The 25,925-nt window shown below is 31.0% G+C and carries 19 protein-coding genes, 1 tRNA gene, 3 rRNA genes and 1 pseudogene; 7 read left to right on the top strand and 17 right to left on the bottom strand.

The window, feature by feature from the left end:
- Positions 1 to 506 precede the first annotated feature (506 nt).
- From ARA19_RS16930 to ARA19_RS16900, 7 genes are all read right to left on the bottom strand, one after another.
- Positions 507 to 582 (bottom strand) — tRNA-Lys (locus ARA19_RS16930).
- 5 nt (positions 583 to 587) lie between these two features.
- Positions 588 to 705: ribosomal RNA gene (gene rrf, locus ARA19_RS16925) — 5S ribosomal RNA — on the bottom strand.
- A gap of 50 nt (positions 706 to 755) precedes the next feature.
- Positions 756 to 3,664, bottom strand: a 23S ribosomal RNA gene (locus ARA19_RS16920).
- A gap of 191 nt (positions 3,665 to 3,855) precedes the next feature.
- Positions 3,856 to 5,369 (bottom strand): 16S ribosomal RNA (locus ARA19_RS16915).
- The 16S, 23S and 5S rRNA genes sit together here with 1 tRNA gene alongside, the layout of an rRNA operon.
- Before the next feature lie 781 nt (positions 5,370 to 6,150).
- On the bottom strand, positions 6,151 to 7,482 hold the full coding sequence (locus ARA19_RS16910; protein ID WP_055072078.1) for an amino acid permease: 1,332 nt from the start codon (positions 7,480 to 7,482) through the stop codon (positions 6,151 to 6,153).
- Positions 7,483 to 7,693: 211 nt separating this feature from the next.
- The gene (locus ARA19_RS16905; RefSeq protein WP_055072077.1) at positions 7,694 to 8,632 is read right to left on the bottom strand and encodes a GNAT family N-acetyltransferase; all 939 of its coding nucleotides are present in this window, start codon (positions 8,630 to 8,632) and stop codon (positions 7,694 to 7,696) included.
- A gap of 21 nt (positions 8,633 to 8,653) precedes the next feature.
- Positions 8,654 to 9,835, bottom strand: coding sequence for an MFS transporter (locus ARA19_RS16900; RefSeq protein ID WP_055072076.1), 1,182 nt, complete (start codon positions 9,833 to 9,835; stop codon positions 8,654 to 8,656).
- Positions 9,836 to 10,307: 472 nt separating this feature from the next.
- On the opposite strand from ARA19_RS16900, the gene ARA19_RS16895 reads away from it, so the two are divergent.
- On the top strand, positions 10,308 to 10,922 hold the full coding sequence (locus ARA19_RS16895; protein WP_055072075.1) for a hypothetical protein: 615 nt from the start codon (positions 10,308 to 10,310) through the stop codon (positions 10,920 to 10,922).
- 216 nt (positions 10,923 to 11,138) lie between these two features.
- On the opposite strand, the gene ARA19_RS16890 is transcribed toward ARA19_RS16895, so the two are convergent.
- Positions 11,139 to 11,846 (bottom strand): tRNA threonylcarbamoyladenosine dehydratase, encoded by a 708-nt coding sequence (locus tag ARA19_RS16890; protein WP_055072074.1) that lies wholly within the window; start codon positions 11,844 to 11,846, stop codon positions 11,139 to 11,141.
- 468 nt (positions 11,847 to 12,314) lie between these two features.
- Between ARA19_RS16890 and ARA19_RS18345 the strand changes: the two are divergent.
- The 3 genes and pseudogenes from ARA19_RS18345 to ARA19_RS16875 all read left to right on the top strand — a co-directional run.
- Positions 12,315 to 12,554 (top strand): annotated as a pseudogene (locus tag ARA19_RS18345) (CPBP family intramembrane glutamic endopeptidase); the annotation flags it as partial.
- A 300-nt stretch (positions 12,555 to 12,854) separates the two neighbouring features.
- The gene (locus tag ARA19_RS16880; protein ID WP_055072072.1) at positions 12,855 to 13,547 is read left to right on the top strand and encodes a 5'-methylthioadenosine/adenosylhomocysteine nucleosidase; all 693 of its coding nucleotides are present in this window, start codon (positions 12,855 to 12,857) and stop codon (positions 13,545 to 13,547) included.
- 414 nt (positions 13,548 to 13,961) lie between these two features.
- Positions 13,962 to 14,876: a LysR family transcriptional regulator gene (locus ARA19_RS16875; RefSeq protein WP_055072071.1), complete on the top strand. Its 915-nt coding sequence runs from the start codon at positions 13,962 to 13,964 to the stop codon at positions 14,874 to 14,876.
- Between the two features lie 176 nt (positions 14,877 to 15,052).
- On the opposite strand, the gene ARA19_RS16870 is transcribed toward ARA19_RS16875, so the two are convergent.
- The 4 genes from ARA19_RS16870 to ARA19_RS16855 all read right to left on the bottom strand — a co-directional run bounded on the left by ARA19_RS16870 (position 15,053) and on the right by ARA19_RS16855 (position 19,930).
- On the bottom strand, positions 15,053 to 16,366 hold the full coding sequence (locus tag ARA19_RS16870) for a hemolysin family protein (protein WP_055072070.1): 1,314 nt from the start codon (positions 16,364 to 16,366) through the stop codon (positions 15,053 to 15,055).
- Between the two features lie 131 nt (positions 16,367 to 16,497).
- Positions 16,498 to 17,742 (bottom strand): DUF1015 domain-containing protein, encoded by a 1,245-nt coding sequence (locus ARA19_RS16865; protein ID WP_055072069.1) that lies wholly within the window; start codon positions 17,740 to 17,742, stop codon positions 16,498 to 16,500.
- Entirely contained in the window at positions 17,739 to 18,665 is a 927-nt protein-coding gene (locus ARA19_RS16860) for a D-2-hydroxyacid dehydrogenase (protein WP_055072068.1), read from the bottom strand. The genes ARA19_RS16865 and ARA19_RS16860 overlap by 4 nt, the downstream gene beginning before the upstream one ends.
- 191 nt (positions 18,666 to 18,856) lie before the next feature.
- Entirely contained in the window at positions 18,857 to 19,930 is a 1,074-nt protein-coding gene (locus ARA19_RS16855; protein ID WP_055072067.1) for a pyridoxal-phosphate-dependent aminotransferase family protein, read from the bottom strand.
- A 294-nt stretch (positions 19,931 to 20,224) separates the two neighbouring features.
- On the opposite strand from ARA19_RS16855, the gene ARA19_RS16850 reads away from it, so the two are divergent.
- The 3 genes from ARA19_RS16850 to ARA19_RS16840 are packed head-to-tail and all read left to right on the top strand — an operon-like array spanning position 20,225 to position 22,710.
- Positions 20,225 to 20,824 carry a hypothetical protein gene (locus tag ARA19_RS16850; RefSeq protein WP_055072066.1) on the top strand — a complete coding sequence of 200 codons (600 nt, stop codon included), beginning with the start codon at positions 20,225 to 20,227 and terminating at the stop codon, positions 20,822 to 20,824.
- Positions 20,825 to 20,872: 48 nt separating this feature from the next.
- Positions 20,873 to 21,499 carry a DedA family protein gene (locus ARA19_RS16845; RefSeq protein WP_055072065.1) on the top strand — a complete coding sequence of 209 codons (627 nt, stop codon included), beginning with the start codon at positions 20,873 to 20,875 and terminating at the stop codon, positions 21,497 to 21,499.
- Positions 21,500 to 21,528: 29 nt separating this feature from the next.
- Positions 21,529 to 22,710, top strand: coding sequence for a macrolide family glycosyltransferase (locus ARA19_RS16840; protein WP_055072064.1), 1,182 nt, complete (start codon positions 21,529 to 21,531; stop codon positions 22,708 to 22,710).
- Between the two features lie 269 nt (positions 22,711 to 22,979).
- Here the strand turns inward: ARA19_RS16840 and ARA19_RS16835 are convergent, their stop codons facing one another.
- From ARA19_RS16835 to ARA19_RS16815, 5 genes are all read right to left on the bottom strand, one after another.
- A complete protein-coding gene (locus ARA19_RS16835; RefSeq protein WP_055072063.1) occupies positions 22,980 to 23,159 on the bottom strand; it encodes a hypothetical protein in 180 nt (59 codons plus the stop codon).
- A 100-nt stretch (positions 23,160 to 23,259) separates the two neighbouring features.
- Positions 23,260 to 23,475, bottom strand: coding sequence for a hypothetical protein (locus ARA19_RS16830; protein ID WP_055072062.1), 216 nt, complete (start codon positions 23,473 to 23,475; stop codon positions 23,260 to 23,262).
- Positions 23,476 to 23,573: 98 nt separating this feature from the next.
- A complete protein-coding gene (locus tag ARA19_RS16825; protein WP_055072061.1) occupies positions 23,574 to 24,851 on the bottom strand; it encodes a hypothetical protein in 1,278 nt (425 codons plus the stop codon).
- A gap of 281 nt (positions 24,852 to 25,132) precedes the next feature.
- The gene (locus ARA19_RS16820; protein ID WP_055072060.1) at positions 25,133 to 25,384 is read right to left on the bottom strand and encodes a pro-sigmaK processing inhibitor BofA family protein; all 252 of its coding nucleotides are present in this window, start codon (positions 25,382 to 25,384) and stop codon (positions 25,133 to 25,135) included.
- A gap of 37 nt (positions 25,385 to 25,421) precedes the next feature.
- Entirely contained in the window at positions 25,422 to 25,733 is a 312-nt protein-coding gene (locus ARA19_RS16815; protein WP_055072059.1) for a DUF2508 family protein, read from the bottom strand.
- Between the last annotated feature and the right edge of the window lie 192 nt (positions 25,734 to 25,925).

Genomic DNA, 25,925 nt, shown 5'->3' with positions numbered 1-25,925 from the left:
ATTTAGATAGAATTTAGGAAAGTTATTTAGAGAACTGTATCTATTTATCTTTAACTTATAGAAATCTGAAGTGAAAAGTATTAGTTATCACATAAAACCATTGAACTACCTTAGACATAAAACTAGAAAGATTCTTTTAGATAACTAATATTATATTACAGTTAGAATATTTCTATTATATGTACGCATAGACTTTAAGAATATATTTGAGATATGTAGATTGAATATTTTACGAGTAGATCTATTTTCTATCCTCAACCTCATATATTGATTTTTATGATTACTCTATAATTGGTACAACTATCAGTTGTGCAGTTATCCTACATAATTTGAATTATAGGTTGCAGATAAGCAATCTAAAACAGCGACTTCTTTGTAAAAAGTGTTAATGCTATTAGAAAATTAGGAATATGGTAGATACTATTTATAAATAAAACTAATAAATAGTAATCTTATATTATTTTTATTTTATAGCAAAAAAAAAATCACTTGCATTTGCAAGTGATTGGTGGCTCACCGGGGAATCGAACCCCGGACACCATGATTAAAAGTCATGTGCTCTACCGACTGAGCTAGTGAACCATATGACCTGGCAACAACCTACTCTCCCACACGGTCACCCATGCAGTACCATCGGCTTTCTTAGGCTTAACCTTCGTGTTCGGAATGGGAACGGGTGTTACCCTAAGAAACATAATTACCAGATTAGAGAATTTGTTCTCTGAAAATTGCACTAAATATGTGATTCTACTTATTAGATCAAGCCCTCGACCTATTAGTATCGGTCAGCTGAACATGTTACCATGCTTACACCTCCGACCTATCAACCTTGTAGTCTTCAAGGGGTCTTACTAGATTACTCTATGGGAAATCTTATCTTGAGGGGGGCTTCACGCTTAGATGCTTTCAGCGTTTATCCCTTCCCGACGTAGCTACCCAGCTGTGCTCCTGGCGGAACAACTGGTACACCAGAGGTCAGTCCATCCCGGTCCTCTCGTACTAAGGACAGCTCCTCTCAAATTTCCTACGCCCGCGACGGATAGGGACCGAACTGTCTCACGACGTTCTGAACCCAGCTCGCGTGCCGCTTTAATGGGCGAACAGCCCAACCCTTGGGACCTACTTCAGCCCCAGGATGCGACGAGCCGACATCGAGGTGCCAAACCTCCCCGTCGATGTGAACTCTTGGGGGAGATCAGCCTGTTATCCCCGAGGTAGCTTTTATCCGTTGAGCGATGGCCCTCCCACGAGGAACCACCGGATCACTAAGCCCGACTTTCGTCCCTGCTCCACCTGTATGTGTCGCAGTCAGGCTCCCTTCTGCCTTTGCACTCTTCGAACGATTTCCGACCGTTCTGAGGGAACCTTTGGGCGCCTCCGTTACTTTTTAGGAGGCGACCGCCCCAGTCAAACTGCCCACCTAACAATGTCCTGTGACCAGATTCATGGCCTCCAGTTAGAATTCCAGTACTATCAGGGTGGTATCCCAAGGTTGGCTCCACTAAGACTGACGTCCTAGCTTCAAAGCCTCCCACCTATCCTGTACAGACAATACCGAAATTCAATGCTAAGCTACAGTAAAGCTCTACGGGGTCTTTCCGTCCAATCGCGGGTAGCGAGCATCTTCACTCGCACTACAACTTCGCCGGATTTGCAGTTGAGACAGTGCCCAAATCATTACGCCATTCGTGCGGGTCAGAACTTACCTGACAAGGAATTTCGCTACCTTAGGACCGTTATAGTTACGGCCGCCGTTTACTGGGGCTTAAGTTCATACCTTCGCTTGCGCTAAGCATTCCCCTTAACCTTCCAGCACCGGGCAGGCGTCAGCCCCTATACATCAGCTTACGCTTTAGCAGAGACCTGTGTTTTTGCTAAACAGTTGCTTGGGCCTATTCTCTGCGGCCTACTCTCGTAGGCACCCCTTCTCCCGAAGTTACGGGGTCAATTTGCCGAGTTCCTTAACTGCAATTCTTCCGCCGGCCTTAGGATTCTCTCCTCACCTACCTGTGTCGGTTTGCGGTACGGGCACTACTTCTCTCTCTAGACGCTTTTCTTGGCAGCGTGGAATCAGATACTTCAGCTCCGTAGAGCCTTCCCCATCACATCTCAGAATTGTTAAGGCGGATTTGCCTACCTTAACTCCCTAAATGCTTAGACTAGCTAATCCAACAGCTAGCACATCCTATCCTCCTGCGTCACGCCATCGATAATAACGATGGTAGTGGTACTGGAATATCAACCAGTTGTCCATCGCCTACGCCTTTCGGCCTCGGCTTAGGTCCCGACTAACCCTCAGCGGACGAGCCTTCCTGAGGAAACCTTAGGTTTTCGGCCTGTGAGATTCTCACTCACATCTCGCTACTAATGCCAACATTCTCACTCGTAATCAGTCCACCACTCCTTACGGTATGACTTCAGCCCGATTACGACGCTCCTCTACCACTTGAATAAATTCAAGTCCGTAGCTTCGGTGGTAAGTTTAGCCCCGTTACATTTTCGGCGCAGGATCTCTCGACTAGTGAGCTATTACGCACTCTTTAAATGAGTGGCTGCTTCTAAGCCAACATCCTAGTTGTCTTAGAAATCCCACATCCTTTCCCACTTAACTTACACTTTGGGACCTTAGCTGACGATCTGGGCTGTTTCCCTTTTGACCACGGGTCTTATCACTCGTAGTCTGACTGCCGGGGTACGAGTATCTGGCATTCGGAGTTTGATAAGGTTCGGTAAGCGCTATGCCCCCTAGCCCATTCAGTGCTCTACCTCCAGTACTTAATTACCCGACGCTAGCCCTAAAGCTATTTCGAGGAGAACCAGCTATATCCGAGTTCGATTGGAATTTCTCCGCTATCCACAGCTCATCCCATGCTTTTTCAACAGCAACGTGGTTCGGTCCTCCACGAAGTTTTACCTTCGCTTCAACCTGGCCATGGATAGGTCACCCGGTTTCGGGTCTACGACATGCTACTAGTTGCCCTATTCAGACTCGGTTTCCCTTCGGCTCCGTACCTTAAGTACTTAACCTCGCAACATATCGTAACTCGTTGGCTCGTTCTACAAAAAGCACTTCATCACCCTCATAAGGGGCTTTGAACGGTTGTAGGCATACGGTTTCAGGTTCTATTTCACTCCCCTCCCGGGGTTCTTTTCACCTTTCCCTCACGGTACTGCTTCACTATCGGTCATCAGGTAGTATTTAGCCTTGGGAGGTGGTCCTCCCTGCTTCCCACAAGGTTTCACGTGTCTCGTGGTACTCTGGATCATAGCTCGTGATCTTCTCGTTTTACTTACAGGACTATTACCTTCTACGGTGGAACTTTCCAGTTCTCTTCAGTTACAATAGCCTTCACTTTTATGCTATGTCCGCAACCCCAGAAATAAATTTCTGGTTTGGGCTCTTTCCTTTTCGCTCGCCGCTACTAAGAAAATCGATTTTTCTTTCTCTTCCTCCAGGTACTTAGATGTTTCAGTTCCCTGGGTTTACCTTCCATAAACTATGTATTCATTTATGGATACATGGGGTTTCCCATGTGAGTTTCCTCATTCGGAGATCTCCGGATCTCAGGCTATTTGCGCCTACCCGAAGCTTATCGCAGCTTATCACGTCCTTCATCGGCTCCTGATGCCAAGGCATTCACCATACGCCCTTTGTAGCTTGACCTATTAGTTATATAGTTCTCTTTTACAAAGAATAGTAAAGTTATATGCTTTAACATATATCTATAATCATCATATTTATGTGCAATTTTCAAAGAACAATTTTGAGTACCTAAATGGTATCTCAAAATTAAACAGACTAAATTTACGCAATTCCTATTTCATCTTAGTTATCCTAAGATGTTAATTCCTTAGAAAGGAGGTGATCCAGCCGCAGGTTCTCCTACGGCTACCTTGTTACGACTTCACCCCAATCGCTGACCCTACCTTAGGCCGCTGCCTCCTTGCGGTTAGCTCACGGACGTTGGGTATTGCCAACTCTCATGGTGTGACGGGCGGTGTGTACAAGACCCGGGAACGTATTCACCGCGACATTCTGATTCGCGATTACTAGCAACTCCGGCTTCATGTAGGCGAGTTTCAGCCTACAATCCGAACTGGGACAAGTTTTAAGGGATTTGCTCGACCTCACGGTTTTGCGTCTCTCTGTACTTGCCATTGTAGCACGTGTGTAGCCCTACACATAAGGGGCATGATGATTTGACGTCATCCCCACCTTCCTCCTGGTTAACCCAGGCAGTCTCGCTAGAGTGCTCAACTTAATGGTAGCAACTAACAATAGGGGTTGCGCTCGTTGCGGGACTTAACCCAACATCTCACGACACGAGCTGACGACAACCATGCACCACCTGTCACCTTGTCTCCGAAGAGATTTCCCCGATTAAGGGTAATGCAAGGGATGTCAAGTGTAGGTAAGGTTCTTCGCGTTGCTTCGAATTAAACCACATGCTCCGCTGCTTGTGCGGGTCCCCGTCAATTCCTTTGAGTTTTAATCTTGCGACCGTACTCCCCAGGCGGAATACTTAATGCGTTAGCGGCGGCACGGAGGTGTTGAAACCCCCACACCTAGTATTCATCGTTTACGGCGTGGACTACCAGGGTATCTAATCCTGTTTGCTCCCCACGCTTTCGAGCCTCAGCGTCAGTTACAGTCCAGAGAGTCGCCTTCGCCACTGGTGTTCTTCCTAATCTCTACGCATTTCACCGCTACACTAGGAATTCCACTCTCCTCTCCTGCACTCTAGATAATCAGTTTGGAATGCAGCCCCCAGGTTGAGCCTGAGTATTTCACATCCCACTTAATTATCCGCCTACGCTCCCTTTACGCCCAATAATTCCGGATAACGCTCGCCACCTACGTATTACCGCGGCTGCTGGCACGTAGTTAGCCGTGGCTTCCTCCTTGGGTACCGTCATTATCGTCCCCAAAGACAGAGCTTTACAATCCGAAGACCGTCATCACTCACGCGGCGTTGCTGCATCAGGGTTTCCCCCATTGTGCAATATTCCCCACTGCTGCCTCCCGTAGGAGTCTGGGCCGTGTCTCAGTCCCAATGTGGCCGATCACCCTCTCAGGTCGGCTACGCATCGTCGCCTTGGTAAGCCATTACCTTACCAACTAGCTAATGCGACGCGGGTCCATCTCATAGCGAATAAATCCTTTGATCACTAAATGATGCCATCTAATGATGTTATGCGGTATTAATCTCCCTTTCGGAAGGCTATCCCCCACTATGAGGCAGGTTACCCACGTGTTACTCACCCGTCCGCCGCTAATCCATTTCCCGAAGGAAATTTCATCGCTCGACTTGCATGTGTTAGGCACGCCGCCAGCGTTCATCCTGAGCCAGGATCAAACTCTCAAATAAAAGTTTAATCTCAAGCTTTCGCTTTTAATTTAAAAACATAAAAGAATTGCTGGTTTATAATAAATTCGTCTGTTTAATTTTCAAATATCATTTTTACTCTATCGCCCTCAAGCGACTTTCTTATCTTACCACTTCAGCATTATTATGTCAACACTTTTTAAAAATCTTTTTTACAAGCTTTCAAGTTGTTGATTTGTTTGCCTCAGCGACGTGTTTTATCTTATCATTTTATATCCTACTATTTTTAATCATATTCTTTTATTTCTTTAAATTATACAGCTTTTTCTTATAAATACTTTATTTTTCTTGCTTTTATAACTATAGATACACTTGGTCACGTTTAGCTTTTATTTATATTTAATTTATAACTATTCAAGCTTATCTACAATTCAAATCTGAGAAAACTACAACTTCTTTGAACATAATGATTGTATAATTTTAACCAATCACCACTCACACAGTTAGAGTTGTTTCTACTAGAAACATATAAACTAGTATTAATTTGGCGCTTCTTACACAACACTTCAGTAAATATAGTTATACTAATCAGGAAACTCCCATTTTGAATTCATAAAGACAGACTTAATTCATGTGGAGTTTTGACTTAGTAGGTGTTATCTATAAGCGTATCTCCTACTTATAGGAGATAGGAGTATTACGTCCTCTAGCTATCAGATAAAATTAAGTGAAGAATAATTCACTCTACAATAAAAATGGTACTAATAAGTAAAGGCTACCTCAAATATGAGTATAAAACTCACTTTAAGATAGCCTAAAATATTTAGATTTTCTCTTTTTTCATTTTCATATAAGCATAAAAAGGAATTCCTATCATTATTAGCAAGAAACCATATAAAGCTGCTTGACTTCCTGCTGCATATATTCCCCAAACACAGAATACAAAACCTATCATTGGTCTTATTGACATTTTAAAAATCTCTAAGCCACTAGCTTTTATCTTTGCTCTTCTCATAAGCATTATTTCTGCTATTGTTGATACAGCATATACAGGCATATATGATAAAGTAGATAATAAAACTATAAAATTATATGCTCCTGTAAAACCAGGTATAAAGTTAAGAATTAAAATTGCATTTATACATATAGCCCCTATTATTAAAGACATATGAGGTGTTCCATACTTAGGGTGTATTTTGGCAAATACCTTAGGGAAAACTCCAAACTCACCTGCACCATATGCTGCTCTTCCAGCTGCTAATAACCACATTATTGATGATCCACATATACTTATAGCTATTATTATAGTTAAACAACTTGCTACTTTTGAACCTAGAACCATTGAAATAACTTGTGTTATTGGAGCAGTACTATTAGCTAATAGTTTTTGTGGCATAGCTCCCATTGCTACAACACTTATTAATAAATAAACTACTATACTTACTGTTACACCTATTATTGTACTTCTTCTAACATTCTTTTCTGGATTCTTTATTTCTCCTGAAGTTACTGATGCTGACTCTAAACCTGTAAAAGCCCAAAAAGTTAAGGCAGCTGTTAATGGTATTGTATTTACCCCTCTTCCCTTTGGAAAAACAGGTTGAATATTATGTACATTAAATATACTTAATCCAACTACTATAAAGAATACTAGTGCTAATAATTTTACTATTATTAATACAGTTCCAAATCTCCCTGCAAACTTTGCCCCTTTAATATTTATATATGTAAAAGTCCATATTAATACTGTGCAGAATATAAATCCTACAATAGGATTATTTAATATAGAAAATGCTTTTGATAAGTAGTCCAATATTACTATAAATAAAGTTGCATTTCCTATCCATGACCCATTCCAATATACCCATGCTGTCATAAATCCCATAAAGTCTCCAAAGCTTTCTCTCGAATACTCTATAAGGCCACCATTTCTCGGCATTTTAGATCCTAAGTTAGCAAAGGTCAAAGCTAATATAATAGCTCCAGCTCCTGTTATTCCCCAAGCAATTAAGCTAGAACCAACGCCTCCTACTTGTGCTAATTGAGATGGTATCATAAATATTCCTGATCCTATTATGTTACTAAATACTAGGACAGTTGCAATTACTAATCCTATTTCTTTCTTCAACGGTTTACCATTGCCATTTGAATTCAAGTCTCTCACCTCATATTAATCATCTTTAGTCCGTTTAACGCTTTAACGTGATAAAGTATTAAAGTTATATTGATATAATACTATATTTTATTCAATAAATCTACTATTTTTAAAAATAAATTTTACTTTTCTTAGTGTTATGCTTAAAACAAAGTAAAAGCTATAACAAAGCACTAAAAAATACTTTGCTATAGCTCTCTTGACCTCAAAATTAAAGTAAATTATTTATTTTATAGAAACTAACATGATCTTTCCATTCACCATCTATATATAAATAACTTTTATTTATTCCAAGTTTCTCAAATCCACAAGCTTTTAAAACTCTTTTGGATTTTTCATTATCTAATAGAGTTGATGCTTCTATTCTGTGTAACCCCATTGTCTCAAAAGCATAGGAACAAATTAATCTTAAGGCTTCACTCATATAACCTTTACCCTGATAATTTTCATCTATTGAATATCCAACAAAAGCACTTTTAAAAACTCCATAAACAATATTAGATAACTTTATTTTTCCTATAAGAGTATCTGACTTAAATATCCCCATATCTAGTGAAGTTCCTCTTATGCACTGTCTATAACTTTCTTCTAATATTTTCTTCTGTGTCTTTATATTATAAAAACTTATTTCTCTTGTTGGTTCAACATGTTTTAAATGTTCCTCATTTTTTCTATAATACTCAGACATTATTTGAGCATCTTCAGGTCCTAACAATTTTAAAGTTATTCTCTCACCCTTTATTTCTATATTCATAGGTTTTAGATTTTCTTCAAATTCAACTCTCGTTATACCAAATAATAACTCACTTTCTTCAAATCCATCCTTTACTCTATTGTTAACAAGGATTCCTTCTATGGAATAGCCACTATTTAAAAATGCACTTACATTAATATCTTCTTCTGCAAAGATATTTAATTTTTCTATGCTCTTCTTCTTGAAGATAACCGCAGATATTTTATTTAATGTTTCAAATAAAAATTCTTCATTATCCTTTTTATAGAATGTTAATCTTACAGAACTTCTTCTCTCCTGTTCATTAATTTCTAAAATAGAAAATCTACCGATAGTACTTCCAGAATAATCTTTTATTAAATAGTTACTATTACTTACACTTGTAAGCAATATTTGTGTAGATTTATCTTTCTCCATACTTTATCTCCTCGAGTCACTTTAATTATTTTCATTAATTAATACATCTTTTGTTCTCTCATAAAGTATAAACATAAGTATTGCACTAAGTATTATAGTTATTGGAATCATGTAAAAGCTCTTTTCTGCTCCTATATAGTCACTTAATATTCCCATAATTTTATTTAATATCATTATAATAAAACTATTTACTGTTACTACAAGCCCTGTTACATAAACTCCATTACCTTTAAATACTTTACTAATCGTTAATATAGTTGTTGGGAAAGTTATTGCAAAGAATAAACCTGATAAAGATATTATCGCTAGTCCACTTTTCCCTAAGAATATACCAATAAATAATAATATACCTGCTGATGTTAAAGATGTAACTATTGTATTGAAATATCCAAATTTTTTAACAACAAAACCACCAAATAATCTTCCAATTGCAAATATAGCAAAGAATACTGCTGTATAGTTAGCTGCAACCCCTTCACTTATATTAAATCCTGAAGTTATATAATTAACAAACCAACTTGCTACACCATTTTCTGCAAAACAGTAAAATCCTATAGCAAACATATAAACTATTATTAATGGACGTTTAAATATTATTTTATAATTATTTTTCTTTTTCTCCTCTTTATGTTCTGTTATATGGACAACTGGTATTTTTAATACTATAAAAATAAATAATAATATTATATATATTATTGCAACATAAAAATATATTTTTCTCCAACCTATACCAGCAGCATAAAGATTTCCAAATACTAATTGACCTACACTTGAACCTATTGCAAAACAAAAATGCATCATGTTCATTATTACAGCTGGTGCTATTACAGCTATTATAGGAATTATAGTATTAGATGATATAGCTATTAGTGCAATTCCTCCACTAGATATCCCTACTCCAACTAAAAGCATCGTAAATGTTTTAGATGCTGACAATAAAAATAATGATACTATGTTAAGTAAAATTCCTAATATGTACACCTTTTTCTGTCCAATTTTTTCACATAACCTTCCACCAATATATGAAAATAACATATATGCAGCAGAACTAATTATGAACATATTACTAATACTATTATCGTCTACCCCAAACTGTTTTTTAAAGGCAGGAACAAAGATACCTTTTGTATTTTCTACAACAGCTATCATTGCCATTATTATAAATATAAATATAATAGCAGTCCAATTTTTCTGTTTTTTCATTATATCCTCCATATTTACTTTTTTATAATACTTAAATTTAACATTTAAATTTGTTATATTACCAACTTAAATTAAAAGTTCCAATTCAATTAATATAAGTCCTTAAAATTATATCACAAAACTATTTTTATTTATCACTTTCTAAGGTTTATAAAAAATATTTATGGCTATGTTTTTATATTACATTTTATCATTTTAGTAAACCTTATAATAATAAAATGCTCTTATTATACTCTTATTCCGTATATTATTTCCTATCTTCCTTATAATAAGATTAGTATTATGACAACTTATATAAGTTTTATTGACTCTTTCATCATTTATTAATATAAAATTTTCTTCAGTTCTTAAAAATTTCATATTTTATTTTATTTTATTTAACATTGATTTATAATATATATATCTGTATTATTTGCTTAAAAATACATGTTGTGAAAAATTACAGAAAATCTTAAACTAAGGAGAACTTATTATGAGTGAATTAGAAATCCTATATGGAATAGCAGAAAATTTCAAAGAAAAGAAAGTATTTGACATAGAAATGTCAGTAGATGTTTTCAACGAAACACACCAAGCTATAAAATGCCGTAATAATTTTTACAAAAACAATGAAACTGGAGTAGTTAAAGTAGTTTGTGATAGTAACATCGACACAGAAGATCTTAAATGTACTCACAAAATAAATAATGAAACTAACTTAAAAGGATTATGTGAAAAATTCAGTCATCTAAAAAAAGGTGATAAGAGCAACATATTTGGTATTTTTGAAGACTTCATAGATTTTTCAGTTATTTTAAGCCTTTTAAATAGCTTAGAAGTGGAACAAAATGAAGATGAATCAGCTTTAGTTACTATTGATTTACAAACAGTTGCTAAGGACTTAGCTGAAGATGACTTCGATTGCTTTAGTGAAGATGCTAATAAATTAGTTGTTTCAATAATAAAATTAATAATAAATGATATAAAATCAGAAAAATATGATTCTATAGTTTTAAAAGGTCATGTTGATGAATATCAAGAGCTAACTAAAATAGAAATCATAGGTGATGGTAAACATAAAATAAATGTTTCAATCATTTCAAAATAATTGACATAGACTATAAAATATTTTCCAAGACTAGTACATATCAAAATTTTCTCTATGTTATCTTGCAAAATATTTTCATAAAAGAAGAAGGAAGTACTATTAAAGAAAAATTAAACTTTATCTTTAAGTATACTTCCTTCTTTTTTGTTTATTTTAACTTGCTGAAGATTCTAATAAAAAATCAGAGGCACTTAGTAAATACCTCTGATTTTAAACTTATATAAATTCTTTAACTAGTTCTTGTACAACTTGTGATGCCATTATCATACCGGACACTGGTGGTACAAAAGAAAGGCTTCCTGGCGCTGGTCTTTCACCATTAACACTTGGTATCTTTTTAGGTTGTTCTTCTGAATATACTACCTTTAATTTTTTAACCCCTCTTTTTTTAAGTTCTGATCTCATTATTTTAGCAAGCGGACAAACCCTTGTTTTATATATGTCTGAAACTTTAAACTGAGATGGGTCTAACTTATTCCCAGTTCCCATAGAGCTTATTAAGTTTATACCCTTTTTATCACAATATACAGCCAAAGCTATTTTAGCAGTAACATTATCTATAGCATCTACTATATAATCAATATCTTCTGGAATTAATTCTTCTAAATTTTCTGGTTTTATAAATACCTCTTTAGCTATTACATTACAATTTGGATTTATAGTAAGCATTCTTTCTTTCATTAATTCAACTTTACTCTTTCCAACTGTTTGAGTTGTTGCATGTAACTGCCTATTTATATTTGTTATGTCAACTGTGTCATTATCTATTATAGTTATAGTTCCTATACCTACTCTTGTTAATGCTTCTGTTGCAAAACTTCCTACTCCTCCAACACCTAAGATCATCACCTTAGAATTTTTAAGTTTCTCAATTCCTTCTTTTCCTATTACAAGTTCTGTTCTAGACAGCCAATGTTTTTCCATAGTTAATCCTCCTTGTACTTTTAATATTTTTTACATATGTTATCATAGCAACTATGTAACCTCAATATATATAAATATACATTGATATGTGAGGGAAATCTATTGAAAAATAATAAATTTAAGTTATTTAACAAATATTTATTTAATATTAAATCATTTGGAATACTCTACTCCATCTTTTTATTATCATGTCATTTAATAATAGTTTCAATACTAGATAGCTTAACCTTTAAAGTACTTAATTATGTTCTTTTAAGTGAAAGTCTTTCTTTTAAAGCATTTGTAGTTTTATTTAATTTTATAAACTCTCTCATTAGTATATTTATTTTAACTTATCTATCAGTAAATACAACTGAAGAAAAAATAAATAAAATTAAAATTACTTATAAAGACTATATCTATTTATTTTTGATTACTTTATGCTTTAGATTTATTTATGATAATACCCTTTTTCCCTTAAGCTGCAAAATGCTTTTAAATACCAAATCCTTAATAAACAAATATAGTCTATTTATTTTTTTTAGCAGTACCCTAATTGCTCCTATGATAGAAGAGCTTTTTTATAGAGGTCTTATATTAAATGGTCTTTCTAAAAAATATAGCACTACTAAATCACTGCTGATTTCATCCTTACTTTTTGCTCTAATGCACTCTAATTTAATCCAAGACATAAACGCCTTTGTATTTTCTCTTTTCATTGGATATGTTTTTGTTTATACAGGCTCTTTAAAACTTTCAATTTTCATACATGCTAGTAATAATTTAATTGTTTCTTTATTTACTGATTCCTTAACAATTAATAATTCCCTTTTATTAATTTTAACTTTATTCATTGCTGTAATTATTCTTATATTTTTGTTTAATAAATTAAATCTTAAAAATAGAGAAAAACTATGCATTAAAAACAATGATAATATTAATTTCCATTTATAATTTATACTTACATTTGTTACATCTATGCTTTTTGTATATAATTAAGTTATATTTTAATCAAAGGAGGAGTTATTTATGACTCTAGGAATCATAAGCGCAATGAGCGAAGAACTTGAAATATTATTAGGAGCAATGGAAGTTGAAAGTAAAAATGAAAGAGCTAACATGACTTTCTACAAAGGTAAACTTTGGGGTCAAGAAGTTGTTTCAGTAGTTTGTGGAATAGGTAAAGTTAATGCTGCTATCTGTGCACAAATACTTATCAGTGAATACAATGTTTCTAAAGTTATTAATGTTGGTGTTGCTGGTGGAGTTGATAAAAACATATTCCCTGGTGATGTTGTTATAGCTAATAACTTAGTACAATATGATATGGACACAACTGCTTTCGGAGATCCATTTGGTCAAATCCCTAGACTTGATACTTTTGATTTCAAATGTGATGATGAATTAGTTAAACTTGCTGAAGAAGCTTGTAAAGAAAATTCAGACATAAAATCAATGACTGGTAGAATAGTTACTGGAGACCAATTCGTGGCTTCTGTTGATAAAGTTAAATGGCTTGAAACTGAGTTCAATGCAGCTGCTTGTGAAATGGAAGGAGCTAGTATAGCTCACGTTTGTTACTTAAATAGCGTACCATTTGTTGTTATAAGATCAATCTCTGATAACGCTAATAATGGAGCACATATGGACTTTGCTGAATTTACAGCTATTGGGGTAAAAAATTCAACTGCTATCCTTAAATCAATGGTTGAAAAAATGTAGTTTTTATTAATATTTTTTTTACATTTGTAGTATAATTAATATATGGAAAGTTGTGAAAAATACATGATTCACAGATGCCCATTAATTGCACAAAAATGGAGTTGTTAAATAAACAACTCCATTTTTTATACTATCTTTAATTGAAAGTAAAATAAAACTCAGATGTCTTTTGATATCTGAGTTCATTAGTGATTTTGTGTAAAACTACAATGTATCTTATACTTATTTAATAGCCTATTACTTCTTAATTTAAAGTAATAGCTAATAAAATTGGACTTCAATAGTGACTTAAACCTTCCCTAAAGTTAAACACTTATTCTATATCCTATTATTATTATACAATATAAGGTGTATAATTAGTTATATATATTAAAAATATATATATTTATTTAAATTTATATAGGAGGTTTTAATGTGGAACTTTTACAATTAAAATACTTTCAAGCAGTTGCTAAACATGAAAACATAACAAAAGCAGCTAAAGAATTACATATATCACAACCCTCTTTAAGCATTACTATAAAAAGACTTGAAGATGAACTAGGAGTTCCTTTATTTAGAAGAATCGGAAAAAACATTGAATTAAATCAATTTGGAAAAGTTTACTTAAAGCATGTAGACTCTATATTAATAAATCTTGATAATGCAAAAGCTGAGGTTTTAGAACTATACGGAATAAGAAATACCCAAATTTCTTTAAGTTCAACAGCTACACTTTTTTTAACTGGTTTATTAAAAGAATTTTTAATATCTTATCCAAATATAAAAATGGTGCAATCAATTCATAATAGAGAAGATATATTAAATGCCCTTAAATTAGGTAATATAGATTTTGCTATAACCTCTCCACCAATTCAAGATTTAAACGTTGAAACAATAAATCTTATGGATGAGGAAATTGTTGTTGTTGTTAATAAAGATCATCCCCTAGCTCAAAAAAAATTTATTTATCTTAATGAACTTCGTAATGAAAATTTCATGGAGCTTACTGAAAATTATTCCTTTAGAGACACAACTAATGCTCTATATAAAGCTGCTGGTTTTATCCCTAATATAGTTTTTGAAGGTGACACTAGTATTTTATCTGAATTAATTGATTTAAAAAAAGCTGTTCTCTTAGCACCTATATCAGTTTGTACAATGCCACCAAGTGATAGATATAATAATAAATATACAATAATCAGACTTAAAGATGAGCTTAATACTAGAACTGTTGCTCTTTCCTATGCTAAAGGACGTTACCTATCTGAATTGGCTAATTCCTTTAAAGAATTTACCATCTCTTACTATAATGATTTTTTGAATAGAATAAATAGAATTCAACTTTAATTCTATTATCATATAATTTACTAAATCTCAAAAGGGGAACTATGAGCTTGATAAACTTATCTAAATTAAATCTTAGTTTATTGCTCAATGTTCCCATTTTATTGTAACTAAATATGATACCAATATAAAATATTCTTATATAGTTTATCACTTAATTTAATAGACAACTCAAAATTTTACTCTGGTAAAATTATTTTGATTTCCTCTATCCTTTTTTCCTTTACCTTTTCTATTTTAAATAAGATATTCTCATACTCTATAGTTCTTTTTTCTGTCTCTTCAGGTATCTTTCCTAATATATTAATTAAAAATCCACTAATAGTATCACAATCCTCAGAAACTAAATTTATATCTAAAAAATCATTTAAATCATCTATAGATAAAAGCCCACTAGCTATATATGTATTATTATCTATTTTTCTTATTTCTGGTTCATAATCATCATACTCATCATCAATATCTCCCATTACCTCTTCTATTAAATCTTCAATGGTAACAACTCCAGAAAATCCTCCATATTCATCTATTAAAATAGCCATATGAACTTTAGCTGTTTTTAATTCCTTAAATAATACATCTATATTTTTTGTCTCTGGTACAAAATAAGGCTCTTGAAGTATTTTTCTTATATCTACATTCTCAAAACCATACTTATATGCTTCATTAACAAAATCTTTCATATATAGAACACCTATTATATTATCTACATCATCTTCATATACTGGTATTCTTGAATAATTCTCTCTTAATAAATCATCTAAATATGTACTTAAAGGTTTATTTATATTAATTAAATATACATCTGTTCTTGCTGTCATCACTTCATCTGCTAGCTTATCATCAAATTCAAATATACTATTTATCATTTCCTTTTCTGTTTCATTAATAACACCATGTTCCTCTCCAACCTCAACTAAAGACCTTATCTCTTCCTTTGATATCTTTTCCTCTAAACCATCTACTTTCATTCCTGTTATTCTTATTAAAAAATTAGTAGATACAGCTAAAAATCTAATAAATGGCATAGTTATCTTAGATACAAACACTATTGGTCTTACAGAAAACATTGCTATTGCTTCTGCCTTTTGAAGGGCAATTCTCTTTGGATATAATTCTCCAAATAATAAAGTAACATAAGCTAATACTACTGTTACTATAATTAAAGCTATTTCCTCACTATAAGCTATATTATATTTTCTAAAAAAAATAGCAAGATCACTAGACATTCCAGTTGCTGCAAAAGCACTAGAAAAAAAACTTGCAAAGGTTATGCCCACCTGAATAGTTGATAAAAACTTCGTTGGTTCTAGCATAAGCTTTTCTAACATTTGTGCCTTTTTATTTCCTTCTTCTGATAACATTCTAATTTTATTTCTATTTAAAGATACAATAGCCATCTCTGTAGCTGAAAAAAATGCATTTATAAAAGTTAAAATTCCTATTAATATTAATTGAGAAATTGTATTTGTAGGGTCAGGCTCTGATTCCATAAATCATCCCTCCTTCATAAACTGAACTTAATTCTTTATAAACTTCCCTTACTATTATTCCTTACTTTCTAAATTTAATTACATAAAAAAATGGAGGTCTACCTAATTTGATAAACCTCCTCTAACCATAACTATAATCTATGAATAAATAATCCACTTCTAAGTTTAGGTTCAAACCATGTTGATTTTGGTGGCATTACTCTGCCATTATCTGAAACTGCAATGAGTTCTTCAATTGTTGTTGGATACATAGCAAACGCTACTTTCATATCTTTATTAACTTTTTTCTCTAACTCCTTAAGTCCTCTTATTCCGCCAATAAACTCTATTCTACTATCACTTCTTGGGTCTTCTATTCCTAGTATAGGACTTAATAAATTTTCCTGTAATATTGATACATCAAGTTTTTTTACAACATCATTTTCATCAAAGCTTTTATCTTTAGCCTTTAACATATACCATGTTCCATCTAAAAACATTCCAAAGCCATGAGTTCTATCTATATTTAGATGTTCTAATTTCCCAACCTTATCAATAAGGAATTTTTCCCTCACCTTTTCTATGAACTCTTCATTACTTAAACCATTTAAGTCTTTAACAACCCTATTATAATCCATTATTTTAAGTTCATTATCAGGGAATGCTACAGCTAAGAAATAATTAAATTCTTCATTTCCTGTGTATTCTTTATTTTCTCTTCTTCTCTTTTCTCCAACCTTAATAGCTGATGCAGCTCTATGATGTCCATCTGCTATATACAAACTTTCTATATTCTTAAATTCATTAACTAAATTAGCTATAATATTATCTTCATTTATAATCCAAACTCTATGATTAACTCCATCCTCTTCAAGAAAATCATAAATAGGCCTCTTCATTAAACAAATTTCATTTATTAATTCTGATATATTATTCTTATGCTTATAAGTTAAAAATATAGGACCCGTATTGGCATTACAATAATCAACATGTTTTATTCTATCCATTTCTTTTTTTATTGTTGTATATTCATGCTTCTTTATTCTATTTTCAATGTAATCATCTATAGATGCACATAAAACCAACCCTCTTTGTCTATTTCCTTTGAATATTTGCTCATAAATATAAAAACAATCTTTTTGCTCTTCTAAAAATATTCCTTCACTTATCATTTTATTTAATAAATCTCTAGCTGTTTCATAAACCCTATCACTATATTGATCTACACCTTTTTCAAGATTTACTTCAGCTCTATCAATTCTTAAAAAAGCTTTTTCATTATCCTTAACCATTTCCCTAGCCTCATCAGAACTCATAACATCATAAGGTAATGATGCTACTTCTTTCGCATATTCTTCCTTCGGTCTAATGGCTTTAAATGGTTTTATGCTTATCATAAAACTGCCTCCTTATATTCTAAGTTAAAACACTCCTTTACTATTGATACAATTTCATCCCCTATTCTCTCTTGTGCTTCTTTAGTTGATGCTCCTATATGTGGTGTTGGGCTTATCTTCTCATGATTAACCAATCTTTCATCTGGTTTTGGTTCATTTACAAATACATCTAAAGCAGCTCCCCCTATTTTCCCACTATCTAAGGCATCTAAAAGCGCCTCACTATCTATAACAGTGCCTCTAGCTGTATTCACTATAAACACTCCATCTTTCATTTTTTCTATTTCATTTCTTCCTATTAGCACCTCTGTTGAAGGTATATGAATTGAGATAAAATCTGATGTTTTTAATAATTCATCTAAAGTTAAAGCTTCATAGTCTAGTAAGCCATCTATTTTTCCTAAAGAATCAAAGTATCCAACTTTCATCCCTAAAGCATAACATCTCTTTCCTAAAGCTCTTCCTATTCTCCCCATACCTATTATTCCAATTTTTTTACCTGTTAGCTCTATTCCAGTATACTTTTTCTTATTCCACTGACCATTCTTCATTGTTAAATTAGCTTGGTTTATAAATCTTGCTAAAACAAACATTTGACCTAGTGCTAATTCTGCCACTGAATCTGAACTTGCTGCTGGAGTATTTTTAACTTCTATTCCCTTCTTTATTGCATAATCAACATCTATGTTATCTACACCTACTCCACCTCTTACTATGAGTTTCAAATTTCCTGTTTCTTTTGCTTTATCTATTAAATCTTTTCTAACCTTTGTTGCTGACCTTACTATTATTGCATTTACTTCTTTTATTTTATTTTCTAATTCTTCTCCCTCAAAATGCTCATTAATAATTTCTATATCAAACTTTTTTAACTCTTCCACTGCATTTTTCTCTAATCCATCATTTATAAGAACTTTTATCATAAACTTAACCTCCATTTCATTTTAATTAATCCCTGTATAACAATTCTCAATTTAAACCACTAAAATCTATCTTAACTTATTAAGATATTTATGCTTATACTATATAACTATAACAAAATAATCTATAAGATAATAAACTCTTATAGATTATTTTTCACTTTATCATTCTAAAGCAAAATTATTCTAAGATATTATAAAACTAAAATATTATTTAAATTACTTAATAATTCTTCCACTTCCCAAGGTTGGCAATCTGCCATATGAGCTATTCTAAATGTTTTTTCTTTAAGTTTTCCATATCCATTAGATATATTAAATCCTCTTTTAGCTAATTCTTTATTTAAAGCAGCAACATTTATATCCTTTGTATTGCTTATGTTAGTTAAAGTATTTGAATAATACCCTTCATCTGGAAACATCTCAAAATTTTTAATAGCCCAAGCTCTAACTATTTTAGCCATATCTAAATGTCTTTTAAATCTATTTTCTAACCCTTCTTCATTGATTATATAGTTTAATTGATAATCTAAAGCATACATATGTGAAAGAGAAGGTGTTGATGGATATTGATAATCCTTCTTTTGAATATATTTGTAAAGAGATAATAAATCTAAATATGTTCCTCTATTTTTTACTTGTTCGGCTCTTTTTATAGCCTTTTCTGAAAATGTACAAGTGGCCATTCCCGGAGGAAGTCCTAAACATTTTTGTGATGATGTTATACAAATGTCTATGCCTAACTTGTCTACCTCTATTTTAGTACCACCTGCTGAACTTACTGCATCCACACAAAAAACTACATCTGGATATTTTTTTACTACCTCTGCAATGTCTTCTATAGGATTCATTACACCTGTTGATGTTTCATTATGAGTTATTGTAATTAAATCATAATCACCTGTACTTAAAACTTTTTCTACATCTTCTGCCTTTACAGCAGTTCCCCAATCACTTTCAAATTTATCAGCTTCAATATTATTATTTTTAGCCATATCATACCATCTGTTTCCGAACGCCCCAACCGAAAAAACAGCAGCTTTTTTAGCAGTACAACTTCTTATAGCCCCTTCCATAAGTCCACTTCCTGAAGTTGTTGATAACAATATTTCATTTTCTGTATAAAATAATTTTCTTAAATTATTACTTATGCTTCTTTGTAACTCAGAAGCCCCCTTGCTCCTATGACCTATCATTGGTGTAGCCATTTTCTCTAAAACTTCTGGCCTTACCTCAACAGGGCCAGGAATAAATAATTTTACATGCATAATTTAGCCCCCTTACATATAATAACTACTATTTTAATTCTACCATTTAAGTAAATAATTTATAATATTTTATAACTAATTTTATTTTAATCTAATTTTAATGATTTAATGGTCTATTATTAGTATATTAATACTATATGCTTAAAGTTTTACTCATTTCTCATTATTGGACAATCACTCCATAAAGCCTTAAAATATTATGGATAGTAAACTATTAATATAATTGATTAAATCTTCATTTACTAAATTAAAAATATGTATTTTGATAATACTAACACAAAGGAGGATTTTACTATGGGTAAATTAGATACTATATATAAAGTTTTTAAGGCTATGCATTCAAAAAAAATATTGTCAGGCAACTCTACAATTATTAGTTACAAAAACAATAATGAAATAATTTTTGTAGATGGAACTTTTACATATAACATAGAAAAAGATTTGGCAACCCTTAATGCAACCTCAAAACTAAATCTAGATTCCATAAAAAAAGATTTTAGTTTCAAAGGGGATATAAAATTATCTGATTCATCTTCAACAGATAAGGAAAATAAATTACCTAGTGTCACTACACTATTAAAAATATTTTCTAATCTGAAAATAGAAGATGTTAATGAAGAAAAAATTCTAAGTTCTTCTTTAAAAAAAATAATTGATAAAGTAAAAAAAGATTACTTAAAAGAAGAGTTAGATCAGATAGATTATGATTTAAAAAATTCTGAAACTGAAAATTTAAAAACTATAACAAAAATAATTTTAAAAGAATTTTTTAACACTAACTATGATGATATTCTGTTAAAGGCAACTTTAAACTCTCAAAATGAAATTACAGATTTAATAATTGAGGGAATAGGAATAGATAACTTTAAATTAAAGATGAAATTAGAATATTAAAATACGCAACTTTAAAATATTATTAAAAAATATAAATGAGGATTTACTATGCATAATATTATTAATGAACTTATGAACTTTGCAGTTTATATAATAAATACTTTTGGCTATATAGGAATACTAATTGCTGGAAGTCTAGAGTTTTTAGCACTTCCTGTTTCTGGAGAAATTTTAGTTCCAGCCATAGGACTTATGGTTTCCAAAAGCCACCTTAGTTTCACTTTAGCTTTAATATTTCTTACTGTAGGAAGTGTACTAGGCACTCTTGTTCTTTATGCTATAGGTTATTATTTTAGTGATTGGGCTAATAACTTTACTAAAAGAAAATTTTCTAAATACAATGATAAAATAGAAAAGTTAAATCATTGGATGAGAAATCATAGTTCCACAGTAAATTTCTTTGCTAGATTTATACCTTTCCTAAGAGTTTATATTTCTTTATTTGTAGGAATAGAAAGAATCAATCCAATTTCCTTTACTTTCTTTTCAATCTTAGGAATAGGATTGTGGAATTTAATATTTATGTTAATTGGTTACTATCTTGGAGATAATTTAGATTTATTAATTGACTTGGTTAAGAAAACTCCTTATGTAACTATAGCTATTATAATAGCAGTAATAATGATATTATTTATCTTATTATTTTTCTATTACAGAAAATATAAAAAAAAATAATAAATTAAATATTTAAAAGGAGAATTTTTATGGCAAAAGGCTTGTTTTTAGGATTTCCTGGCCATGGTCATGTCAATCCAACCATAGGCCTAATTAAGGAACTTATATCCAAAGGTGATACAATAACCTATTATTGTACCGAGGAATTTAGAGATAAAATAATACCTACAGGAGCAAAGTTTATTAGTTATGAAGCTATAAGTGTAGAAGATGCCACTGAAGGAAATTATATAAACTCATTAAAACATTTAACAAGCATATGTAGTGGCTTGTTAGATACTCTATGGGAAACTAAAGATGATTATTATGATTATATGATATATGATTCTATGATTAATATTGGAGATAGAATAGGTGAATTACTTGAAATAAAAAATGTTATAAGGTCTATTACTACCTTTGCTTTTTCAAATGTAATGTTAGAAACCTTACGAAGCTACAACATGAATATGCTTTTAAACTTCAATCCAAAAGAAATTCATGAAATTGTAAAATCAATGCAAAAAAAATATAAAATTAATTTTTTAAATTCATTTATTAAGTCTTTAACCCATAACAAAGCCAATTTTAATATAGTTTTTACTTCTAAATACTTTCAACCAAGAATTGAAGACTTTGATGAAAGCTATAAATTTATAGGACCATCAATTTATGATAGAAAAGAACGTTCTAACTTTAAAATTGAAAATCCACAAAATAAAAAATTATTATTTATATCTTTAGGTACTGTTGCCAATAGAAATTTTAATTTTTATCAAGAAAGTTTTAAAGCCTTTCAAAATAGAGATGACTTATTAGTTATAATGTCTATTGGTAAAAAAAATAAAATTAGTGATCTTGGAGAAATACCTAGCAACTTTTTAGTGTATAATTACGTCCCACAACTAGATTTACTAAAAAAGGTTGATTTCTTCATAACACACGGTGGCATGAATAGTACTAGTGAAGGTCTTTATAACAATCTCCCTTTAATTATTGTGCCTCAATTTGGAGATCAATTTATCGTCGGAGAGAGAGTAGAAGAATTAAAAGCCGGAATAAACTTACGTACTCCAAACATAACTTCAGATGAAATTTTAACTGCTTTTAATAAAATATCTTCTGAAAATCAATTTTCTGAGAATGCTAAAATAATTGGTGATTCTTTAAGAAAATCTGGCGGCTATAAAAAAGCTATAACTGAAATACATAATTTAATCGAAAAAAACTAAAAAATTAGAGAGGATGTATCAAATTACAGATACATCCTCTCTGCCTTTTATCTAGCTATATAGGTTCACCATCTGTGACCACTCACCTACGTAAAGAAACTCTAATATTTTTTACAACAGTTTCTAAAATAAAGAGTTTCTAATACTAGTTCAATGGTCACAGCATTTTGTACCTATATAGCTATCTCGGCAGATGAAAAAAATATATTTATAAAAGTAATATAAATTAAGGAGCTGATTTGATACAGCTCCTTTTCTTACTAATATTTTTAAATTATAGTTCTAAAATAACTTTCATTTCTTTCTATAAAAATCTCATCTGTGTCATATAAGGCTCTTGCATTATTGCTACTATGACTATTATACACTTTATAGTCATTTCCCTTGTTTGGATCTGTATATTTTGTTTTTTCAGCAAGGGCAACTAATTGATGATAGCCTACTATCATAGTATTTCACCTCTTTCTTAGTACTAGCCTAAAATTAGTATCTCCTAAGAAAAAGTTTTTAATGCTAATTTATAACTTAAAATTATTAGTTATTCACTACTTAATCACCATATTTTTCAAAATCATCATGATTATCATTATAATTTTCATAAGCTAAATCTAAAACAGATTCTGTTTCTCTACAATACTTAACACAAAGACATTGTCCTAAATTCCTTGGACATGTTCTGCATAAACATCCTTTATCTGTTCCATCACATCTATTATTTTTTAATTCTAAACAATACTTGCAATTTACACTTGTTCCTACTGCCACAATATTTTCCTCCAACTAAATAAAATAATGTATTATTTAAGTGTAAACTTTATCCCATAGGTAGTCAATGTAACAATAAAAAATTATTTAGAGGAATATTATTTTTTTCTTTTCTTCCTAGAATTATGTCTCTCATCAGTATTATTCTTATTATTTTTTACTTTACCCCCACTTTTAGTTTTAAATTCTATTACTTTTTCTTTATTAAATTTCTTTGACTTTTTCTTTACAAACTCACCACTTCTCTTTATTTTAGAATTATCTTTAAATTCTATTATTTTATCATTTACTCTATTTAACTCTATATCTTCAAATCTTAAAACTCCCTCTTTTTCATTAAATTTTTCATTAAAAGCATCGTTAACCTCTAATAACTCCTGTTCTCTATTATTCATGTAAATTTTATTTATTTTTATATATATTATTGGAATCAATAATAGAGATAAAACTTCACCTATAAGAAGAGCATCCATTAACTTAATACTATTTAATAATAAAGAAATAACTCCACTTGCTAATAATAAAGCTCCTAGTACACCTATAGCTACTATTGATAAAAAAAGAAACTTTCTTACATTTCTACATCTAAATTCTGACTTATAATCACTCTCTGAAATATATACTATTCCTTTATATGCAAATAACAAAGGTAATGCAGACATTACAGCTAATAAAAGTAGAATAACCAATTGGTTTTCAAAAAACATAAGTTCAAATTTAAAATTAAAAAAGAATCCATCTATAAGCTTCAGTATAGGATATAAAATTAAATTTATTATATTCTTTATAAATGGAACAGTTTCTCCTATAATAAAAGAACCAATACTAAATAGCAAAATTAATATATCAATTATTAGTATAGGAAAAAGGATGCTTTTCATAGGATTTTTTAAAGCTATAGCTCCTAGTAAAAATAATGCTCCTATAAATAAAGATATTATACTTAAATAAACAAAAGAAGTCCCTATAACTAAAGGTGAAACACTCTCATTTATTTTTCCTTTAAAAGAGTAAAACAATATAATTTTTACAATAAAATTCATCACAATACCAATAAACAAAGGTAAATACAATTCTATTAATATGTTCTTAAAATACTTAGTCCTATTTTCCTTTCTGTCTATAATATCTTTAAACTTAATTTCCTTGTCTCTAAAAATATATGCACATGCTCCACCTATAAGAAAAAATAACAAAAGCACCTTTATATTATTTATAGATAAGTACTTATCCAAAGCTACATTTGCACTAATCCCCTCTGAAGCATTGCTTAAGGAAAGTAATCTATTATTACCTCCAATAAAGAAAAAAAATATTATATAAATTATTGTGCTTATTATTAAGTAAAGCTTGTTTTTTTCTATTACCTTAAACAATATAATATCCACCCCCAATTTTTAAATATTATATTTCTTTTATATTATATAAACCTAAAATAATTTATATGATATATTTAAGTTTTCTGTAACAACTTTTTTTCTTTAGAATATTATATAAGGTAGTTTATTTTATACTTCTTTAAATACTCCTCTTTATATAGAAGTATCAACTACTAAATTCCTTGCTTAATATTGCAAGTTTCCTCCCATCTATTTATTTTAAATAAAGAGGAGCCACTTTTAGTGGCTCCTCTTTTCAGATTTTATTTATATCTTAATTAAAATAATTGAAATAACACCATTAATATAACCCCTGGAACCCCTAATATTCCAGCTATTAATGCAGTTAATAGATTTATTCCAATAGTTATTCCAAATAAAGCTCCAAAATAATTAAATATTGTTAGTAGTATTACTCCCAAAACTCCATTTATCACAAGACCTATTATCTTTTTTAATGATCCAAATATTATTTTAAATAACAGCCATCCTACACATATGGCTCCAACTAATAAAATAAAATCTTCCATATTAACATCCCCCTTAAAGCTAACTATCTAAAATTTCTTAACATACCTTACAAGACTTTTTATAGATGTCCATTTTACTAGCCTTAACTTTTTTTCTTTTCATTTCTTTTATTAAGTAATTGTACCTAGCTAAAATTTCTCTTTCTTTGTATATCAAAGATTCAATTAAATTAGGTTCATTAACAAACTGAAATGAAATTCTAACAGACTCTAATTCTAACTGTGTTTTTTCTATGGCTAATAAAAGTTCTTTCCTTTGTTCTTTTGATATAACTTTCTTTTTTTTCCCCTTCTTTTTTAAGTTTTTTTCCTTTATATTTGTATGCTTATCAATATTAACTTTTTCCATCAATAATGCCTCCCTATAAAATAATATTTTTTTATATTGAGAATTATTGACAAGCTATTTAAATTTATTCAGTGATAAATCATATGAAGTTTAATATCTACCCTATAACTACTTACTAAAGCTCTAGATAACTTTGACTAAGCATTCAGATGGAATCAAAATTCCACCTAAATTAAGCTTACATTTATAATT

The organism is Clostridium massiliamazoniense (assembly GCF_001403635.1).
Lineage (GTDB): Bacteria > Bacillota > Clostridia > Clostridiales > Clostridiaceae > Sarcina > Sarcina massiliamazoniense.
Note: the sequence above shows the minus strand (reverse complement) of the source record. Positions and strands in the feature narration are given on the sequence as shown.

What these genes read in the sequence shown, in the direction of transcription:
- ARA19_RS16855 (WP_055072067.1), bottom strand. Translation starts at nt 19,930, where the DNA reads ATGCATGTAAAATTATTTATTCCTGGCCCTGTTGAGGTAAGGCCAGAA.
- ARA19_RS16845 (WP_055072065.1), top strand. Translation starts at nt 20,873, where the DNA reads ATGCATAATATTATTAATGAACTTATGAACTTTGCAGTTTATATAATA.
- ARA19_RS16840 (WP_055072064.1), top strand. Translation starts at nt 21,529, where the DNA reads ATGGCAAAAGGCTTGTTTTTAGGATTTCCTGGCCATGGTCATGTCAAT.
- ARA19_RS16820 (WP_055072060.1), bottom strand. Translation starts at nt 25,384, where the DNA reads ATGGAAGATTTTATTTTATTAGTTGGAGCCATATGTGTAGGATGGCTG.
- ARA19_RS16900 (WP_055072076.1), bottom strand. Translation starts at nt 9,835, where the DNA reads ATGAAAAAACAGAAAAATTGGACTGCTATTATATTTATATTTATAATA.
- ARA19_RS16835 (WP_055072063.1), bottom strand. Translation starts at nt 23,159, where the DNA reads ATGATAGTAGGCTATCATCAATTAGTTGCCCTTGCTGAAAAAACAAAA.
- ARA19_RS16860 (WP_055072068.1), bottom strand. Translation starts at nt 18,665, where the DNA reads ATGATAAAAGTTCTTATAAATGATGGATTAGAGAAAAATGCAGTGGAA.
- ARA19_RS16865 (WP_055072069.1), bottom strand. Translation starts at nt 17,742, where the DNA reads ATGATAAGCATAAAACCATTTAAAGCCATTAGACCGAAGGAAGAATAT.
- ARA19_RS16850 (WP_055072066.1), top strand. Translation starts at nt 20,225, where the DNA reads ATGGGTAAATTAGATACTATATATAAAGTTTTTAAGGCTATGCATTCA.
- ARA19_RS16815 (WP_055072059.1), bottom strand. Translation starts at nt 25,733, where the DNA reads ATGGAAAAAGTTAATATTGATAAGCATACAAATATAAAGGAAAAAAAC.
- ARA19_RS16890 (WP_055072074.1), bottom strand. Translation starts at nt 11,846, where the DNA reads ATGGAAAAACATTGGCTGTCTAGAACAGAACTTGTAATAGGAAAAGAA.
- ARA19_RS16870 (WP_055072070.1), bottom strand. Translation starts at nt 16,366, where the DNA reads ATGGAATCAGAGCCTGACCCTACAAATACAATTTCTCAATTAATATTA.
- ARA19_RS16895 (WP_055072075.1), top strand. Translation starts at nt 10,308, where the DNA reads ATGAGTGAATTAGAAATCCTATATGGAATAGCAGAAAATTTCAAAGAA.
- ARA19_RS16905 (WP_055072077.1), bottom strand. Translation starts at nt 8,632, where the DNA reads ATGGAGAAAGATAAATCTACACAAATATTGCTTACAAGTGTAAGTAAT.
- ARA19_RS16880 (WP_055072072.1), top strand. Translation starts at nt 12,855, where the DNA reads ATGACTCTAGGAATCATAAGCGCAATGAGCGAAGAACTTGAAATATTA.